Below are 17,995 nucleotides of genomic sequence, written 5' to 3' on the forward strand. Positions count from 1 at the left end.
CCAATTCAGAGAAGAGAAATTCCTGCATGCGCCTGGCGTCTTTCCAGATCACCAACTTTCGCTCGATCAACGACAGCGGCCTCATCGATTCCACGCAGATCACCACGATCCTCGGCCGCAATGACAGCGGCAAATCGAACCTGCTGCGCGCGCTCCACAGCCTGAACCCCACCGAGGGCATCGCCGAACTCAGCCCCATCAAGGACTTCCCGCGCCATCGCCGGCTCGAAGAGTGCACCGGCGACACGCCCGTCGTCTTCACGCGCTGGAGCCTGGACGAGAGCGAACAGGCCGAGCTGGCCGCGATCCTTCCGCGCGCTGCCGGCGTGCGCCACGTCACCGCGAGCCGAGGCTACGCGGCCAGCCGCTCGGCCGGCTTCGAAGGGCTGGCGGCGCTGTCGCTGGACGTGAGCGAGATCAAGAGCAAGGTCCGCAAGATCGTGCCGGCGGTGAAGGCCGCTGCCGAGAAGGTCGCAGATGAAACGAAGACGGCGCTCGACCAGGAAGCCGACGTCTTCGACGCCGCGATGATCATGAGCCCCGACTACATCAAGTGGTCGGCCGGCGCCGTCAAGGCGGCGCAGGCCCTGCGCAAGGCGTTGGCCGTGGCGGGCGCCGAGCTCAGCGACAAGCAGGAGCAGATGCTGGCCGAGCTCGAAGACATGGCGCTGGCCATCGCCAACGACGCGCCCGCACTGGAGCGTGCGCAGGAATGGGTGATCGGCAAGCTGCCGCGCTTCGTCTACGTCGACGAATACCCAGCGCTGCCCGGCCGCCAGAACATCGCCGAATACCTGGGGCGCGAGGGCTGGGGCCAGCTCACGCCCGAGCAGCAGAGCTTCGGCAAGCTGTGCAAGGTCGCGGGGCTGGACCTGCGGCAGCTGCAGGCCCTGCTCGAGAAGAACGACCAGGCCACGCGCAACCAGCTCGTCAACCGCGCCGGCTCGGTGGTGACCGCCGAGATCCGCCGCCTCTGGAAAGACCGCGCGCTGAAGGTGCGCTTCAACCTCGACGGCCAGTACCTCGACACGCTGGTGTCCGACCCGAACGCCGCCTACGAGGTCGAAGTGAACCTGGAGGAGCGCAGCCGTGGCTTCCAGTGGTTCTTCTCTTTCTACGTGGCCTTCTTCGCGGACACCAAGGGCGGCCAGTCGGAAGACGCCGTGCTGCTGCTGGACGAACCCGGCCTGCACCTGCACGCCCACTCGCAGGCCGACCTGCTGGCGCACCTGGAAAAGGATTTCGCCGGCAACCAGGTCATCTACACCACGCACTCGCCCTTCATGGTGCCCACGCACCGGCTCGACGCGGTGCGCGCCGCGAGCCTGGACGAGGCTTCAGGCACGACGGTGAGCAACACCGCGCAGGGGGACGAGCGCACGCTGTTCCCGCTGAAGGCGGCGCTGGCGTTGAGCCGGATGGCTGGCGAGCCGGTGAAGCAGGAGGCTTCGAAGCCGGTGGCGGCGGCGCAGGAACCGGTGAAGCCGGCGCCCGCGAAGCAGGCCGCGTCGGAGGGCGCGAAGCCTGCGAAGTCGGCAAAGTCCGCCGAGGCGGCCAAGCCTGAGCCTGTGAAGTCAGAACCCGCGAAGCCCGTCGTCGCGGAAAGAGCCAAGCCAGTGGAGACTGCACCTGTTGCAGTGGCTGCACCGGCTGCCCCGCCCGCAACCGCGCTGCCTGAGCCGGCGAAGGTTGCCGCTCCTGCGAAGACCGAGGCAGTCAAGACTGAGGCTGCGAAGCCTGTCGTCGTGGAAAGCGTCAAACCGGCAGAAGCAGCGCCTGTTGCAATCGCCGCGCCGGTCGTCCCGCCTGCGGAAGTGCCGGCACCCGTGACGCCCGAACCGGCGAAACCGGTGGTCGCTGAAAGCATCCAGCCCGCCGAGCCTGTGGTCGAAGCCTCGGTCGCCGTGGCTGCCGAGGCGCCAGTGGTGCAACGCGTCGAAGAGCAGACGGCCGCTGTGAGCCCACAGGCAGAGCAACCGGCAGAGGTCGCCTGACGGACGGTGCTCTCAGTGCCAGCTTGAACTCATGCGGCGCCGACCATGCGCCGCATGAGCAGGTTCTTCAGGTCGTAGTCCGCGGATCGCGGGAACACGGTCTTCATTTCGCGTCCTTTTCTTCTTCTGCGGCCTGCCGGTCCAGGTCCGCGAACACGTCTTCCGCCGAACGGAATTGGCCCTGCTCGACTACGTGATTGCCGAGCACCAGGATCTTGAGAAGCGCGAGCGTGGCTTCGCGCTCCTCGTAGGACTCAATATTCATCAAGACGAGCCTGGCTTCGCCGTTCTGGGTGATGAGCATGGGCTCGCGGGTATCGGACAAGGTCTTCACGATGTCCGCTGCATGGCTCTTGAAGTAGCTGATGGGTTYGACGTGAGTCGAGAAATTCATTGCGCTCATCCCTGGTGTCGTGGCCGGTCGAATTCATTGTGGTCTGAGCTTGGCCCGACCCGATCGGAGGCAGGACTACGGCGCCACGCCGTCCTCCTTGAACATATGCTCCCCCGCGAAGTCCACGAACGCCCGCACCTTCGGCGACAGCTGCCGGCTCGACGGCCATAGCGCCGAGAACTGGCCCTGTCGAACGAGGTGGGTGGCGAGCACGCGCTGCAGTTCGCCGCGGCACAAGGAGTCGCGCGCGAGAAAGTCGGGCATGTAGGCCACGCCCAGGCCGGCCACCGCGGCGCCGAGCATGGCTTCCATGTTGTTGCACAGCAGGCCGGGCGGGAGCTGGGTGGGCAGGCCGGGCAGGTCCCAGTCTTCGATCTTTCCGCCGGTGACGAACTTGTAGCGCAGGCAGGCGTGCCGCGCGAGGTCGGCGGGTGTCTGCGGCACGCCGTGGCGCTCCAGGTAGGCCGGCGAGGCGACGAGCACGAATCGGAACGGGCCGAGGCGGCGCGCGACCAACTGCGAGTCGACCAGGTCGCCGCTGCGGATCGCCACGTCGACGCCCTCGGCGATCACGTCGACCAGCCGGTCGTTGAAGTCCAGGTCGAGCTCGATCTCGGGGTAGCGCTCCCTGAAGGCCGGCAGCATCGGCAGCAGGAAGCGGTAGCCGATGGTCGGCAGGCTCACGCGCAGGCGGCCGCGCGGCGCGGCGATGGCGTCCTGCATCATGGCCCGCGCGTCGTCGAGTTCGTCGAGGATGCGGCGGCAGCGCTCATGGAAGAGGGCGCCTTCCTGCGTGAGCCGCATGTGCCGCGTGGTGCGGTTGAAAAGGCGCACGCCGAGCTGCTCCTCGAGCCGCGCGACGTTCTTGCCCACGGCCGAGGCCGAGATGCCCAGCAGCCGGCCGGCCCTGGCAAAGCTCGACAGCTCGGCCGCCCGCACGAAGGATTCGAGTCCGCTGAAGCTTTCCATGGATTGGCAACCTTTGGTTGGGAGTGTGAGGAGCAATGCGGCAATTCTCAGCGCATTGATTCCTTTCTATCTTCGTGCCTTCCTTTTCACCTTTCGCGAAAGCACGTCCCATGTCCGCGTCTTCCTCCAGAAACTGGCTCCTGGCTGCCGTCTGCCTCGCGGCGCTGGGCATGCCGCTGAGCTTCACCGGCCCGGCGGTGGTGCTGCCCGCCGTACGCGACGCGCTGGGCGGCAGCCCGGTGCAGCTCAACTGGGTGACCAATGCCTTCATGCTGAGCTTCGGCGCCACGCTGATGGCGGCCGGCGCGCTGGCCGATGCCTATGGGCGCAAGCGCGTCTTCCTGCTGGGGCTCGCGGTGGTGGCGCTCAGCCCCTCGCTGCTGACCCTGGCGCCGGGCATCGTGGCCTTCGACCTGGCGCGCGCGCTGCAGGGGCTGGGCTCGGCCGCGGCTTTCGCGGCGGGCACGGCCGCGCTGGCGCAGGTGTTCGACGGCGCCGCGCGCACGCGGGCCTTCAGCCTGATCGGCACCTCGTTCGGCGTGGGGCTGTCCTGCGGCTCGATGCTTTCGGGCTGGCTCGCGGAGAGCTTCGGCTGGCAGGCGGTGATGCTGAGCCCCGGCGCTGCCAGCCTGCTGGCGCTCGGCATCGCGTCGCTCGCGATGCAGGAGTCGCGCAACCCGCAGGCCATGGGGCTGGACGTGCCGGGCACGCTGAGCTTCACTGCCGCGCTGAGCCTGCTCACGCTGGGCGTGCTGCAGGCGCCCGACAGCGGCTGGGGCAGCCCGTGGGTGCTTGGCGCGCTGGCGGGCGCGGCGGCAATGGGCGCGGTCTTCGTCGCCGTCGAGCGACGCGTGGCGCACCCGATGCTCGATCTGTCGCTGTTCCGCTTTCCGCGCTTTGTCGGCGTGCAGCTGCTGGCGGCCGCGCCGGCCTACGGTTTCGTCGTGCTGCTGGTGCTGCTGCCGATCCGTTTCATCGGGCTCGAAGGGCGCGGCGCAATCGAGGCGGGCGCTTTCATGTTCGCGCTCTCGGGGCCGATCCTCGTGGTGCCGACGCTGGCGGCGTCGCTGGCGCACCGTTTCTCCGCCGGTGCGATCTCGGCCGTGGGACTGCTGGTGTGCGCCGCCGGGTTGTTCTGGCTCAGCCGCTGCGCGCCGGGCACGCCGCTGGGCGTGATGGTGTGGCCGATGCTGCTGATCGGCGCGGGCATCGGGCTGCCGTGGGGGCTGATGGACGGGCTGGCCGTGAGCGTGGTGCCGCGCGAGCGCGCGGGCATGGCCTCGGGCATCTTCAACACGGTGCGGGTGGCGGGAGAGGGCATCGCGCTGGCGCTGGTGGGCGCGGGGCTGACCGCGCTGGTGGCGGCGCGGCTGGGTCATGCGGAGGCTGCATCGCGCGCGGCGCAGCGCGTGACCACCGGCGACCTCTCACAGGCGCTGGCGCTGCTGCCCGGCATCGACCGCGCGGCGGTGCTGCACGCCTACGGCATGGCGTTCGGCACGCTGCTGTGGGTGCTCGCGGGCGTGACGGTGGCGACGGCGCTGGTGGTGTTCGCCTTTCTGCGTGGCGAGACGCAGGCCGAGGCTGGCGCCGTGGCGCTGGAAACGACGGCCTGCTGAGGGCCCGCGCGCAATCGACGCCCTCGCGCACCAGGTCGACGAGGCGGTCGTCCTCGTCACCTGCTGCGGCATGGGCGACCTGCTCGCGGCAAAGGTACGTCGCCAGTAATCGAGCGAGCCAAGCGCGGCGTCACAAAAGGCGGGGCGGTATTCCTGTCCAATAGCGGCATGGAAAACCCGCCCCACGACCATCTCATCGCCGAGCGCGTGACCGAACTAGAGATCAAGTCCAGCTACGCCGAGGACCTGCTCGACCAGCTGAACATGACGATCTACCGCCAGCAACAGCAGATCGACCGGCTGATCCTCGAAGTCACGCAGCTCAGGGAACAGAGCCGCAACACGATGCAGGAAGGCGCCGTGCGTAGTCCCCGCGACGAGCTACCACCGCATTACTGAACCCGAAGGAAAGATCGATCAGCCGTGCGAGTGCCAGAGCACGGCGAAGAAGTGGCAGGTGCTGCCGGCCAGCACGAACAGGTGCCACACCGAATGGGCGAAGCGCACCTTGTTGTCGAACAGGAAAACCACCGCACCGGCCGTGTAGAACAACCCGCCGGCCACCAGCCAGCCCAGCCCCGCCGCCGACATGCGCTCGTACAGAGGCACGGCGGCCATCAGCGCCATCCAGCCCATCGCCACGTACAGGCCGGTGGACCACAGCGGATGCTTCAACCGGTTGAACAGCTTGGCGCCCACGCCCAGCGCCGCCGCCGCACAGATGGCGCCGAACAGCGTCCAGCCCAGCGGGCCGCGCAGCACGCCGAACAGGAAGGGCATGTAGCTGCCCGCGATGAAGAGGTAGATGGCTGCGTGGTCCAGCCGGTTGAACCAGGCCTTCGCCCGGCCGATGGGCAGCGCGTGGTACAGCGTGGAGATCAGGTACAGCACGATGGCCGTGCCCGCGAACAGGCTGGCGCCGACCACGCCCGCGGCCTGGCCCTTCTGCGCCGCGCTGTAGACCAGGATCGGCAGCGATGCGATCGCCAGCGCCAGGCCCAGGCCGTGGCTCAGGGCGTTGAAGAGTTCTTCCATGGCCGTCTGGTCGCGCGCGGCGAGGACGGAGGCTTTGCTGCGTTGCGGGGGCGGGGAGAGAGTCATCGTCGTTCCGTGCGCAAGTGCGTGTGTGTGGTTCGAAACCGGATGGGCCTGCCTACTTGACCTGCTGCTTGCCCAGCTTGCGTGCCAGCGTGCGCCGGTGCATGCCGAGCCTGCGCGCGGTCTCGGAGATGTTGAAGCCGGTTTCGGCCAGCGTTTCGTGGATGCGCTCCCATTCGAGCGTCTTGATGGATGTGGAGCGGTTGGTCAGCTCCACCTCGGTGGTGCCGGTGGCGCGGCCGAAGGCGGCCTCGATGTCGTCGGTGTTCGAGGGCTTGGCCAGGTAGTGGCAGGCGCCGAGCTTGATGGCTTCCACCGCGGTCGCGATGCTGGCGAAGCCCGTGAGCACCACGATCAGCATCTTGGGGTTGTGCCGGTGCAGCATCTGCACGCAGGCCAGGCCCGAGGCCTCGCCGTTGAGCTTGAGGTCGACCACCGCGTAGCCGGGCGAGGAGCCGGCCAGCAGTGCCTCGACCTCGGCGAGGTTGCTCGCATGCGTCACGGCATAGCCGCGGCGCTCGAAGGAGCGGCCGAGCGCGCGCGCGAAGGCGTCGTCGTCCTCGACGATCAGCAGCTGGCGCTGCTGTTGTGCCTGTCCATCAGCTCCGGTTTCGCTCATTGCCTTCCATTCCGATGGTCCTGCCGGCGGCTGCGAGGGCTTCCTCGTCGTCCGCGTCATCATCCACTTCCGTCTCTTCTTCCTCGAGCACGATGGCCGCGAGCGGCAGCGTGATCTTCACGATGGCGCCGCCCTCCGGCCGGTTGGCCGCCGCGACACGGCCGCCCAAGGTGCGCGCCACGTTCACCACCAGGAACAGCCCCAGTCCGCCGCCAGCGCGGCCCTTGCTCGACTGGTAGGGTTTGCCGAACTCCTTGAGGATGGCCGGCAGGAAGCCGGGCCCTGCGTCGGTGACGGTGATCGTCAGCGCGTCGGCGTCGTGCGCCGCCTCGAGGCGCAGCCAGTGCGGCGACGCCTCCAGCGCATTGTCGAGCACGTTGCAGATCATCTGCTTGAGGGCCGAGTCGGAGACCATGGGCAGGTCGCGGCCGAAGTGGTTGTCGTACTCGAAGTCTTCCACCGGGCGGGTGGTGCGCCATTCCTCGACCAGGTCGTCGAGGAAGGTGCTGACGGTGGTTTCTTCCGACGACTCGCCGCGCGCCTCGCCGGCCGACAGCAGGATGCCGCTCACGATGCTCTTGCAGCGCTGGATCTGCAGCTCCATCTCCGCCACCTCGGTCAGCAGCTCGGGGTCGGAGCTGAAGTGCGGCAGCCGGCGCCAGTCTCCGAGGATGACGGCCAGCGTGGCCAGCGGCGTGCCCAGCTCGTGCGCCGCGCCCGAGGCCAGCAGGCCCATGCGCACGATGTGCTCCTCTTCGGACGCGCGCTGGCGCAGGTCGGCCAGCCGGGCATCGCGTGCGCGCAGGTTGCGGCTGATGCGGGTGATGAAGATGACGAGCAGCGCCGCGTTCAGCGCGAAGCACACCAGCATGCCCTGGATGTAGGGGCTCCACAGGCCCCTGTCGTGGTCCAGCGGCAGCGCGAGCGGGCGCGAGAACAGCGCCAGCCCGGCGAAGCAGATGCTGGTGATGACCACCATGGTCCAGGTCGACCAGGCCTTCAGCAGCACCGCGCCCAGCGTCACCTGCAGCAGGAAGAGAAAGACGAAGGGGTTGGTCGCGCCGCCGCTCAGGTAGAGCTGCGCGGTGAGGGTGGCCACGTCGACCAGCAGCGCGACGAACAGCTCGCCGTTGGTCACGCGCCGGTGGCTGCGCGAGCGCAGCAGGCTCACCATGTTGAAGAGCGCGAGGCAGGCCAGCACCTGCAGCATGTGGTCCAGCGGCAGCCGGATCTCGAAGCCGTAGTGCACCACCAGGATGGTGGCGACCTGCCCGACCACGGCGAACCAGCGCAGCTGTATCAGCTGCTGCATGTTCTGGTGGCCGATGGCGTTGTCGAGGCTCGCGACGCCGGCGCGGGGCGGGTGCAGCTCGCCCGCGACCGCGGCGGACTCAGCCGTCGCGGCGGGCATCTTGGTCGGCGGGGCGGGCGTCGGCATGGGCCGCATTTTCGCTGCGCCGCACGAACCAGGCCGCGATCAGCACCATGAGGGCCAGGCCATACCAGGTCAGGGCGTAGACGAGGTGGCTGTTGGGAAAGGAAATGACCGTCAGGCCGCCGACGGGCCAGGCGGGGGTGTCGGTGGCCGGGGCGCCCGGCTTGGCGGGGGCGGCTTCGGCATCGACGAAGTAGGGCGCCACGTCGGCCAGCCCGCGCGCGGCGGCGATGGCCTGCACGTCGCGCGAGAACCAGCGCTCGCCGGCCGGATCGTTCTTGCGCAGGAAGCCGCCCTTGGGCTCGGTCAGGCGCAGCAGGCCGGCCACGGTGGTCTCGCCCTGGGGCTCGGTGGCGGCGCGCGCCTCCCGTTTCTGCGCTTCAGGCGGCACGAAGCCGCGGTTGACGAGCACCACGCTGCCGTCGGCGCTGTTGCGCAGCGGGGTCAGCACCCAGAAGCCGGCGCCGAGCCTGGTGCTGGCCTGCACCAGCGTTTCCTTGGCGTGGAGGAAGGTGCCGGCAAGGCGGMCATGCCGGTATTCGTCGTTGGCCGCGTTGACCGTGGGCCATTCGGTTCGCCCGGGGGGCGTGGTGGCCGGGGCGTGCACGCGCTGGTCGACGCGTGCGATGAGATCCAGCTTCCAGGCCCTGCGCTCGACCTGCCATGTGCCGAGCGCGACGAAGCCGGCGAAGGCGAGGACCGCGCAGACCGCCAGCGCCACCCGCGCGGCGGCCGAACGCTGGCGGGCGGCCTGTTCCGCCATCAGGGCATGTTCTTCATGTCGTGCATCGAGTGCGGCATCATGTTGGTGTTCATGTGGTACATGACCCACAGCGAGCCGGCCAGCGTGATGACCACGAGCACGAGCGTGAAGATCAGCGCCAGCATGTTCCAGCCGCCTTCGGACTTCGCGTCCATGTGCAGGAAGTAAACCATGTGCACCACGATCTGCACCACGGCGAAGGCCAGGATGACGAGGGCGGTGGTGTTGGGCTTGTCGAAGACCTTGGCCATCACGAGCCAGAACGGGATGGCGGTGAGGATCACGGCCAGCACGAAGCCGGTCATGTAGCCCTTGAAGGTGCTGTGGCTCACCGGGCCGTCATCGTGCCCGTGGTCGTCGTGGCCATGGCCATGTGCGCCGTGGCCGGCGGTTTCGGTGTGCGCGCTCATTGCAGCGATCCCATCAGATACACGAAGGTGAAGACGCCGATCCAGACCACGTCCAGGAAGTGCCAGAACATCGACAGGCACATCAGGCGTCGGCGGTTGGCGGCGGTGAAGCCGTGCTTGGGCAGCTGGATCATCAGCACGATGAGCCAGACGATGCCGAAGGTCACGTGCAGGCCGTGGGTGCCCACCAGCGCGAAGAACGACGACAGGAAGGCGCTGCGCTGCGGGCCCGCGCCTTCATGGATCAGGTGCGCGAACTCGTAGAGCTCCAGGCCGATGAAGCCCGCGCCCAGCAGGCCGGTGATGGCCAGCCAGACCAGCATGCCGCGCATGCGGCGCTTCTGCATCTCGAGCACGGCGAAGCCGTATGTGATGGACGACAGCAGCAGCAGCGAGGTGTTGATCGCCACCAGCGGCAAGTCGAACAGGTCGGCGCCCGAGGGGCCGGCCGCGTAGCTGCGGCCCAGCACGCCGTACACCGCGAACAGGCAGGCGAAGATGAGGCAGTCGCTCATCAGGTAGAGCCAGAAGCCCAGCAGCGTGCCGTTCTCGGGGTGGTGGTCTTCGTTGCGGACGTTGAAGACCTCGAACGCGGGTGCGTTCACGGCATTGCCGTGGGAGGAAAGAGCGGTGGTATTAGACATTGGCGGCCAGCAGGCGCGTGCGCGCGTCTTCGGTGCTAACGACTTCTTCCGTGGGGATGTGGTAGTCGCGCTTGTAGTTGAAGGTGTGGATGATCACGGCGGCGAGCATGGCGACGAAGCCGATGCCGGCCAGCAGCCACATCTGCCAGATCAGCGCGAAGCCGCACACCGCGCTCAGCGCCGCGATGATGAAGCCGGCGGCCGTGTTCTTGGGCATGTGGATCGGGCTGAAGCCTTCCAGCGGACGCTGGTAGCCGCGGGCCTTCATGTCGGACCAGGCGTCGTTGTCGTGCACGCGCGGCGTGAACGCGAAGTTGTAGGCGGGCGGCGGCGAGGAAGTCGACCATTCCAGCGTGCGGCCGTTCCACGGGTCGCCCGTGGTGTCGCGCAGCGATTCGCGGCGGATGAAGCTCACTACCAGCTGGATGATGAACGAGGCGATGCCCAGCGCGATCAGCACGGCGCCGAAGGCGGCGACCTGGAACCAGATCTGCAGCGACATGTCCTGGAAGTGGCTCATGCGGCGGGTGACGCCCATCAGGCCCAGGATGTACAGCGGCATGAAGGCGAACCAAAAGCCGACGATCCAGAACCAGAACGAGCACTTGCCCCAGAACGGGTCGAGCTTGTAGCCGAAGGCCTTCGGGAACCAGTAGGTGATGCCCGCCAGCATGCCGAACAGCACGCCGCCGATGATCACGTTGTGGAAGTGGGCGATCAGGAACAGGCTGTTGTGCAGCACGAAGTCGGCCGGGGGAACGGCCAGCAGCACGCCGGTCATGCCGCCGATCACGAAGGTGATCATGAAGCCGATGGTCCACATCATGGGCAGCTCGAAGCGGATGCGGCCGCGGTACATGGTGAAGAGCCAGTTGAAGATCTTCGCGCCCGTCGGGATCGAGATGATCATCGTCGTGATGCCGAAGAACGAATTCACGCTGGCGCCGGAGCCCATGGTGAAGAAGTGGTGCAGCCAGACGAGGTACGACAGGATGGTGATCACGACCGTGGCGTACACCATCGAGGCGTAGCCGAAGAGGCGCTTGCCGGAGAAGGTGGAGACCACTTCCGAGAAGATGCCGAAGGCCGGAAGGATCAGGATGTACACCTCGGGGTGGCCCCAGATCCAGATCAGGTTCACGTACATCATGGCGTTGCCGCCGAGGTCGTTCGTGAAGAAGTTGGTGCCTGCGTAGCGGTCGAGCGACAGCAGGGCCAGCACGGCGGTCAGCACCGGGAAGGCGGCGACGATCAGCACGTTGGTGCACAGGGCGGTCCAGGTGAAGACGGGCATCTTCATCATGGTCATGCCGGGCGCGCGCATCTTCACGATGGTGGCCAGCAGGTTCACGCCGGACAGCAATGTGCCCACCCCCGCTATCTGCAATGACCATATGTAGTAGTCCACCCCTACGTCTGGGCTGAACAGAATGCCCGACAGCGGCGGGTAGGCCAGCCAGCCGGTCTTGGCGAATTCGCCGACGAACAGCGACGCCATCACGAGGCCGGCGCCGAAGGTGGTCATCCAGAAGCTGAAGTTGTTCAGGAACGGGAAGGCCACGTCGCGCGCGCCGATCTGCAGCGGCACCACGAAGTTCATGAGGCCGGTGACCAGCGGCATCGCCACGAAGAAGATCATGATCACGCCGTGGGCGGTGAAGACCTGGTCGTAGTGGTGCGGCGGCAGGAAGCCGGCGTTGTCGCCGAAGGCCATGGCCTGCTGGGCGCGCATCATGAGCGCGTCGGCGAAGCCCCGAAGCAGCATCACCAGGCCCAGGATGATGTACATGATGCCGATCTTCTTGTGGTCGATGCTGGTGATCCAGTCGCGCCACAGCATGCCCCACAGCTTGAAGTAGGTCAGTGCGCCGAGGACGGCAATGCCGCCGAGCACCACGCCCGCAAAGGTCGCGAGCAGGATCGGCTCGTGGAAGGGAATCGCCTCCCAGGAGAGGCGGCCGAAGACGAGCTTCGTCAGGTCTAGGTTCTGCAACATCTTATTCTTCGGTGGTGCACATCGCGGTGACGTACTTGCGCTTGGGCGTATCGAGGGATTCGATGTCCCAGGCCTGCTTGGTGGCAACGTTGAAGGCGCCGGGCTTGCCCATGCCGCCGCTGGCGTCGATGGCCATCATTTCCTTCATGCACATCTTGTTGCGGTCCACGCACTGGTTGAGGATCGCGTCGTACAGGTCGGATGCAACGGTGGGGTAGTGGCGCACGGGCTCGCGCTCGCTGGGCACTTCGAGCTTCTTGTAGAGCTCGCGGGAGAGTTCGCCGTCCTTGCCGGACTTGACCTTCTGCACCCACTGGTCGAAGCCTTCGTTGCTCAGGCCGTGGAACTTGAAGCGCATGCCCGAGAAGCCGGCGCCGCTGTAGTTGGCGGAGAAGCCTTCGAACTCGCCCGGCTTGTTGATGACCGCGTGCAGCTTGGTCTCCATGCCGGGCATGGCGTAGATCTGGCCGGCCAGCGCGGGGATGAAGAAGGAGTTCATGACCGAGGAGGCCGTGATCTTGAAGCTGATCGGGCGGTCCACCGGGGCGGCCAGCTCGTTCACCGTGGCGATGCCCTGCTCGGGGTAGATGAAGAGCCACTTCCAGTCGAGAGCGACCACTTCCACCGTCAGCGGCTTGGTTTCGGCCGGAATCGCGCGCTGGGCGTCGAGGCGGCGCAGCGGCTGGTAGGGGTCGAGCGTGTGGGTGCTGATCCAGGTGATGGCGCCCAGCGCGATGATGATGAGCAGCGGTGCTGCCCAGATCGCCAGCTCGAGCTGGGTGGAGTGGTCCCAGTCGGGGCTGTAGGTGGCCTCCTTGTTCGACTGGCGATAGCGCCAGGCAAAGAAGATGGTCAGGGCGATCACCGGAATGATGATGATCAGCATCAGCACGGTGGAGACGACGATCAGTCGTCCCTGCTGGTGGGCGATGTCGCCGGATGGGTTCATCAGCACCGTGTTGCAGCCCGCCAGGAGCATGGCGGGGAGCAGCAGGAGTGCTCGGCGAAGGTTCTTGAGGATGTGCATGCCGGGGGAAAAGAGGTGCAGGGGCGACGCAAAAAGACCCCACAATCTACGCTCGAAGACGGGTTTCGCCTATTGGACGTTTTGTCCTATGGCGGTAAACGTGATTCGGTGCGACGCTCTGGGGTCTCCATGGTCTTATGGTGTCGCGCCGTGGCGTTACATCTGAATTACAGCAAGCAATGACGACGTCCAGCATCCTTTCGCAAGGCGCACAGCCGATGCCGAACCCGGCCGATCACGGCGGCGCCCGGCAGGGCGACGACCACTCGCACATCTCTCCCGGCGAGATCGCGGTCGGTGTGGTCATCGGCCGCGCCTCCGAATATTTCGACTTCTTCGTCTACGGCATCGCCTCGGTGCTGGTGTTCCCGGCGGTCTTCTTTCCGTTCGAGCAGCACCTCGAGGGCGTGCTCTATTCGTTCCTGATCTTCTCGTTCGCGTTCATCGCGCGTCCATTCGGAACGGTCATCTCGATGGTGATCCAGCGGCGTTTCGGGCGGGAAGCCAAGCTCACGCTGGCGCTTTTCGTGCTCGGCACCTCCACCGCCGGCATCGCCTTCCTGCCGGGCTATGCGAGCCTGGGCTTCACGGCCATCGTGCTGCTGTCGGTGTTCCGCTTCGGCCAGGGCCTGGCGCTGGGCGGTTCGTGGGACGGCCTGCCGTCGCTGCTGGCGCTGAACGCGCCGGCCAACCGCCGCGGCTGGTACGCCATGCTGGGCCAGCTGGGCGCGCCCATCGGCTTCTTCATCGCCAGCGCGCTGTTCGCCTACCTGTATTCCAGCCTGCCGTCCGAAGACTTCCTCGACTGGGGCTGGCGCTACAGCTTCTACGTGGCCTTCGCGATCAACGTGGTGGCGCTGTTCGCCCGGCTGCGCCTCGTGGCCACCGACGAATACTCGCGCCTGCTCGAAGAGCGCGAACTCGAACCCACCAGCGTCACCGAACTGGTCAGCTCGCAGGGCAGCAACATCCTGATCGGCGCCTTCGCCGCGCTGGCCAGCTACGCGCTGTTCCACCTGATCACGGTGTTCCCGCTGTCGTGGATCACGCTGTACTCCGACCAGTCGGTCACCGAATTCCTGGTGATCCAGATGATCGGCGCGGCCTTCGGCGCCGCCGGCATCGTCGCCTCGGGCCTGCTGGCCGACCGCATCGGCCGCCGCTTCACGCTGGGCGGCCTGGCCGCGGTGATCGCCGCCTTCAGCGGCTTCGCCCCCACGCTGCTCGACGGCGGCCGGGTCGGGCAGGACATCTTCATCCTGCTGGGCTTCGTGATCCTGGGCCTGTCGTACGGCCAGGCGGCAGGCGCGGTGACTTCCAACTTCGCGCCCAAGTACCGCTACGTCGGCGCGGCGCTCACGGCCGACGTGGCCTGGCTGATCGGCGCGGCCTTCGCTCCGCTGGTGGCCCTGGGTCTCTCGGCCCACTTCGGCCTGGCCTATGTCAGCGTCTACCTGCTGTCGGGCGCCATCGCCACGCTGGCAGCGCTGGGGCTGAACCGGGCACTGGCGCGCGATTGACCGGCGGCGCAGTCGACCGTTTCGTTCAAAAGGGGCCATTTCGGCCCCTTTTCATTAGGATGCCCCTATGTTTGCCGCCGCCATCTTCGACATGGACGGGCTGCTGATCGATTCGGAGCGCCCCATCATGGCCGCCTGGATCGAGGCCGCCCGCACGCTCGACATCGAGCTTTCGCACAGCCAGTACCTGCAGGTCGTGGGGCTGGCCACCGCCGAATCCGAAATCGTGCTCGCTTCGCTGCTGGGCGGACCTGCCGCCTACAGCCACGCGGTGGGCCTCGTGCGCCAGCGCCTGCAGCTGGAACGCTCCGACGGCACGCCGCTCTTTCCCATCAAGCCCGGCGCGGCTGAAATCCTGGCGGCGCTGCGCGAACGCGGCACGCGCTGCGCCGTGGCCTCTTCGTCGACCAGCGGGCAGATCCAGGCCTGCCTCGGCAGCCTCGGCGTGCTGGATCATTTCTCGGCCTTCGCGGGCGGCGACGAGGTGCTGCGCGCCAAGCCCGACCCGGCGCTCTACCTGCTCGCGGCCGAGCGCCTGGGGGTGGACCCAACCGAATGCATCGCCTTCGAGGACAGCGAGAACGGCGCCAAGGCGGCGCTGGCGGCCGGCCTGCGGGTGGTGGTGGTGCCCGACCTGAAACATCCGCCCGTGTCCATCGTCGAACGGGCCTTCCACGTGCTCGATTCGCTGCACGACGCGCTGGGGCACCTGCCGCGCTGGTTTCCGCAGCAGGCGGCGCAGAAGCCCCAATCCGCATGATCAAGATCGGCACGCTCTGCCACGTGGTCGACAGCTGCCTGGCGTCGCCCTTCACCGAGCGCGCCGTGGGCCGGATCGTGGAGGTGGTCTCCGCGCCCTATGAAGCGCCGAGCGAGCGCTACCTGCCCGGCACTTACTACGACGTGCTGTTCGAGGGCTGGACCTTCTACTGCCGCAGCGACAAGCTCGTGCCCATCTCCGACCCTGATGCCGAGATCGAGCGATGGGAGGACGTCTTCCTCGAAGAGCCCGGCCTCCTGCCCGCGCCTGCCCCTCAGAGCACTTCGTCGCGCAGCTGCGGAAATACCTTCGACACCTTCGCCAGCAGGTAGTCGCCGTAGCGCCCGCTGAAGGCGTGCACGTTGGCGCGGTCCCAGCGCTCGGCGCTGTCGTCGCGCGCTTCGGCGCCTGGCAGGCCCTCGATGCGCTGCACCCGTGCCTCGAAGTTCGGATCGAAGAACAGCGGAAACGACAGCCGGTCGTGCCCCGAGGTGTTGCGCTTCACGCGGTGCGGCGTCGACTTGTAGAGCCCGCCGGTCATGCGGTCGAGCATGTCGCCGATGTTGCAGACGAAGGAGTCCGCCACCGGCGGCGCGTCGATCCAGCCGCCCGGCGTGTGCACGGCGAGGCCGCCGATGTGGTCCTGGTGCAGGATCGTCAGCAGCCCGTAGTCGGTGTGCTCGCCCACGCCCCATTGCACGTCCAGGCCCTCGGGCACCGGCTGCGACGGGTAGTTGAAGAGACGGAACAGGATCAGCGGGTCGGCCGTGTAGCGCTTCGCGAAATAGCCGGCGTCGAGGCCCAGGCTCAGCGCGATGCCTTCCATCAACCGGTGGCCCAGCTGCGTGACGGCCTGCATGTAGTCGAGGATGGTCTCGCGAAAGCCCGGCACCTCGGGAAACAGGTTGGGCCCATGCACCGGCGTCTTCGCCTGCACCAGCGGATGTGTGGCGGGCAACTCGGTGCCGAGGTAGAGGCCCTCCTTCCAGTCGGGCCGGCCCGAGGTCAGCTCGCCGCCCAGCGGAAAGTAGCCGCGCCAGGCGCGCCCGCCCAGGGCCATGCGCCAGCGCATCTTGGTTTCTTCGGGCAGCTCGAAGAAGCGGTGGCTCAGTTCTTCGAGCCGTTTCACCAGCGCCGGGTCGACGCCGTGGCCGGTCACGTAGAAGAAACCGTGGGCGCGGCAGGCGGCGCCGATCCGCGCGGCGACGGCGTCGCGTGCGGCGGTGCCCGCGACGAGCGCGGACACGTCGATGAGGGGGAGGGTGTTGGCTTCCGTCTTGGTCATGCGTCTCTCGCGAAGGGGGAGCGGATGTCGGCCAGGAACTGCTGCGCGCGCGGATGCTGCGGCCGGTTGAAGAAGTCGTCGGGCGTGGCGCGCTCCAGCACCTTGCCCTCGTCCATGAAGAGCACGCGGTCGGCCACCTCGCGCGCGAAGCCCATCTCGTGCGTCACGCAGACCATGGTCATGCCGTCGCGCGTGAGGTCGCGCATCACCAGCAGCACCTCGCCGACCATCTCGGGGTCGAGCGCGCTGGTGGGCTCGTCGAACAGCATCAGCGGCGGCTGCATCGCGAGCGCGCGGGCGATCGCCACGCGCTGCTGCTGGCCGCCCGAAAGCTCACTGGGCCAGGCGTTGGCCTTGTTCGACAGCCCCACGCGGTGCAGCAGCGCCATCGCGCGTTCGTCGGCCTGCTTGCGCGTCAGGCCGCGCAACTGCATCGGCGCCATCGTGCAGTTCTGCAGCACCGTGAGATGCGGAAACAGGTTGAACTGCTGGAACACGAAGCCGATGCGCGAGCGGAATTCGTTCACGTCCAGACCCGGCGCGTGGATGTCCTGGCCGTCCACCACGATGCGGCCCGACTGGATCGGCTCCAGCCGATTGAAGGTGCGGATCAGCGTCGACTTGCCCGAGCCCGAGGGCCCGCACACCACGACGACCTCGCCCTTGTGGATGGTTTCGGTCACGTCGACCAGCGCGTGGTAGCTGCCGTACCACTTGTTGACTTTTTCGAGTTCGATCATGCGGACACCTTGGTGGCGGCGGTGGAGATGCCGCGGCGCGCGAGCCGGCGCTCCAGCCAGTAGGCGAAGCGCGAGAGGCCGAAGCACAGGATGAAATACGTCCCGCCCAATATGAGGTAGATCTGCGCCGGCTTGGTGAACACCTGCGTGTTGATCTGCGTCGCGATGAACGACACCTCTGCCAGCCCGATGATGTAGCCCAGCGAGGTTTCCTTGATGGTCGAGACGAACTGGTTCACCAGCGAGGGCAGCATGCTGCGCAGCGCCTGCGGCAGCACCACCAGCCGCATCGCGCTGCCGTAGCTCATACCTAGCGCACGGGCGGTTTCCATCTGCCCGCGCGGCAGGCCCTGGATGCCGGCGCGCACGATCTCGGCGAGGTAGGCGGCGTCGAACACCACCAGCGCGATCAGCATGGTGGTGAACTGGTCGGTCTTCACGCCGGTGACGCTGGGCAGGAAGAAGTAGGCCCAGAAGATCACCATCAGCAGCGGCAGCCCGCGCACCACGAACACGAAGCCCGTGACCGGCCAGCGCAGCCAGCGCCACGGGCTCACCCGCGCCAGCCCGAGCACGATGCCCAGCGGCAGCGCCAGCACCAGACCGCAGGAGGCCAGCAGCAGCGTGAGCACCAGCCCGCCGAGCGGGCCGTTGGGGTACTGCCCGATGAGGAAGTAGACCCAGTAGTCGTTGATGATCTGAAGCATCGCGCCGTCGCCTTC

General features: G+C 67.4%; 19 protein-coding genes. 6 read left to right on the forward strand and 13 right to left on the reverse strand.

Going from position 1 to position 17,995, the window contains the following annotated elements:
* Positions 1-26 precede the first annotated feature (26 nt).
* A complete protein-coding gene (locus tag QMO14_RS03015) occupies positions 27-1,994 on the forward strand; it encodes an AAA family ATPase (protein ID WP_301504289.1) in 1,968 nt (655 codons plus the stop codon).
* Positions 1,995-2,097: 103 nt separating this feature from the next.
* On the opposite strand, the gene QMO14_RS03020 is transcribed toward QMO14_RS03015, so the two are convergent.
* Together QMO14_RS03020 and QMO14_RS03025 are read right to left on the reverse strand one after the other, a co-directional pair.
* Positions 2,098-2,388 (reverse strand): type II toxin-antitoxin system Phd/YefM family antitoxin, encoded by a 291-nt coding sequence (locus tag QMO14_RS03020; protein WP_301504393.1) that lies wholly within the window; start codon positions 2,386-2,388, stop codon positions 2,098-2,100.
* 75 nt (positions 2,389-2,463) lie between these two features.
* A complete protein-coding gene (locus QMO14_RS03025) occupies positions 2,464-3,357 on the reverse strand; it encodes a LysR family transcriptional regulator (protein ID WP_301504291.1) in 894 nt (297 codons plus the stop codon).
* 110 nt (positions 3,358-3,467) lie between these two features.
* Here QMO14_RS03025 and QMO14_RS03030 point away from each other — a divergent pair, with 110 nt between their 5' ends.
* Together QMO14_RS03030 and QMO14_RS03035 are read left to right on the forward strand one after the other, a co-directional pair.
* Positions 3,468-4,976 (forward strand): MFS transporter, encoded by a 1,509-nt coding sequence (locus QMO14_RS03030; RefSeq protein WP_301504294.1) that lies wholly within the window; start codon positions 3,468-3,470, stop codon positions 4,974-4,976.
* 168 nt (positions 4,977-5,144) lie between these two features.
* Positions 5,145-5,375: a SlyX family protein gene (locus QMO14_RS03035; RefSeq protein WP_301504296.1), complete on the forward strand. Its 231-nt coding sequence runs from the start codon at positions 5,145-5,147 to the stop codon at positions 5,373-5,375.
* Between the two features lie 18 nt (positions 5,376-5,393).
* Here QMO14_RS03035 and QMO14_RS03040 read toward each other — a convergent pair whose 3' ends face one another.
* The 8 genes from QMO14_RS03040 to cyoA are packed head-to-tail and all read right to left on the reverse strand — an operon-like array spanning position 5,394 to position 12,968.
* Positions 5,394-6,077, reverse strand: a complete 684-nt coding sequence (locus tag QMO14_RS03040; RefSeq protein WP_301504298.1) for a hemolysin III family protein — start codon at positions 6,075-6,077, stop codon at positions 5,394-5,396.
* A 52-nt stretch (positions 6,078-6,129) separates the two neighbouring features.
* On the reverse strand, positions 6,130-6,693 hold the full coding sequence (locus tag QMO14_RS03045) for a response regulator transcription factor (protein WP_301504300.1): 564 nt from the start codon (positions 6,691-6,693) through the stop codon (positions 6,130-6,132).
* A complete protein-coding gene (locus QMO14_RS03050) occupies positions 6,674-8,131 on the reverse strand; it encodes an ATP-binding protein (RefSeq protein WP_301504302.1) in 1,458 nt (485 codons plus the stop codon). The genes QMO14_RS03045 and QMO14_RS03050 overlap by 20 nt, the downstream gene beginning before the upstream one ends.
* Complete coding sequence (locus tag QMO14_RS03055) at positions 8,085-8,891, reverse strand: SURF1 family protein (RefSeq protein ID WP_301504303.1); 807 nt, start codon at positions 8,889-8,891, stop codon at positions 8,085-8,087. Before QMO14_RS03055 ends, QMO14_RS03050 begins: the two co-directional genes overlap by 47 nt.
* A complete protein-coding gene (gene cyoD, locus QMO14_RS03060) occupies positions 8,891-9,301 on the reverse strand; it encodes a cytochrome o ubiquinol oxidase subunit IV (RefSeq protein ID WP_184640989.1) in 411 nt (136 codons plus the stop codon). The genes QMO14_RS03055 and cyoD overlap by 1 nt, the downstream gene beginning before the upstream one ends.
* The gene (cyoC, locus tag QMO14_RS03065) at positions 9,298-9,945 is read right to left on the reverse strand and encodes a cytochrome o ubiquinol oxidase subunit III (RefSeq protein WP_301504309.1); all 648 of its coding nucleotides are present in this window, start codon (positions 9,943-9,945) and stop codon (positions 9,298-9,300) included. The genes cyoD and cyoC overlap by 4 nt, the downstream gene beginning before the upstream one ends.
* Positions 9,938-11,941, reverse strand: coding sequence for a cytochrome o ubiquinol oxidase subunit I (gene cyoB / locus QMO14_RS03070; RefSeq protein WP_301504311.1), 2,004 nt, complete (start codon positions 11,939-11,941; stop codon positions 9,938-9,940). Before cyoB ends, cyoC begins: the two co-directional genes overlap by 8 nt.
* A gap of 1 nt (position 11,942) precedes the next feature.
* The gene (gene cyoA / locus QMO14_RS03075; protein WP_301504313.1) at positions 11,943-12,968 is read right to left on the reverse strand and encodes a ubiquinol oxidase subunit II; all 1,026 of its coding nucleotides are present in this window, start codon (positions 12,966-12,968) and stop codon (positions 11,943-11,945) included.
* 179 nt (positions 12,969-13,147) lie between these two features.
* Between cyoA and QMO14_RS03080 the strand changes: the two genes are divergently transcribed.
* From QMO14_RS03080 to QMO14_RS03090, 3 genes are all read left to right on the forward strand, one after another.
* Positions 13,148-14,488, forward strand: coding sequence for an MFS transporter (locus QMO14_RS03080; RefSeq protein WP_301504315.1), 1,341 nt, complete (start codon positions 13,148-13,150; stop codon positions 14,486-14,488).
* 67 nt (positions 14,489-14,555) lie between these two features.
* Entirely contained in the window at positions 14,556-15,248 is a 693-nt protein-coding gene (locus QMO14_RS03085) for an HAD family phosphatase (protein WP_301504317.1), read from the forward strand.
* Positions 15,245-15,580, forward strand: coding sequence for a hypothetical protein (locus tag QMO14_RS03090; RefSeq protein WP_301504319.1), 336 nt, complete (start codon positions 15,245-15,247; stop codon positions 15,578-15,580). The genes QMO14_RS03085 and QMO14_RS03090 overlap by 4 nt, the downstream gene beginning before the upstream one ends.
* Here the strand turns inward: QMO14_RS03090 and QMO14_RS03095 are convergent.
* The 3 genes from QMO14_RS03095 to QMO14_RS03105 are packed head-to-tail and all read right to left on the reverse strand — an operon-like array spanning position 15,523 to position 17,980.
* Positions 15,523-16,533 (reverse strand): isopenicillin N synthase family oxygenase, encoded by a 1,011-nt coding sequence (locus QMO14_RS03095; RefSeq protein ID WP_301504321.1) that lies wholly within the window; start codon positions 16,531-16,533, stop codon positions 15,523-15,525. The genes QMO14_RS03090 and QMO14_RS03095 overlap by 58 nt on opposite strands.
* Positions 16,530-17,273 carry an amino acid ABC transporter ATP-binding protein gene (locus tag QMO14_RS03100; protein WP_176663024.1) on the reverse strand — a complete coding sequence of 248 codons (744 nt, stop codon included), beginning with the start codon at positions 17,271-17,273 and terminating at the stop codon, positions 16,530-16,532. Before QMO14_RS03100 ends, QMO14_RS03095 begins: the two co-directional genes overlap by 4 nt.
* Positions 17,270-17,980, reverse strand: a complete 711-nt coding sequence (locus QMO14_RS03105) for an amino acid ABC transporter permease (protein ID WP_301504324.1) — start codon at positions 17,978-17,980, stop codon at positions 17,270-17,272. Before QMO14_RS03105 ends, QMO14_RS03100 begins: the two co-directional genes overlap by 4 nt.
* Between the last annotated feature and the right edge of the window lie 15 nt (positions 17,981-17,995).

This window comes from Variovorax sp. CAN15 (assembly GCF_030462475.1).
Classification (GTDB): Bacteria; Pseudomonadota; Gammaproteobacteria; order Burkholderiales; family Burkholderiaceae_C; genus Variovorax.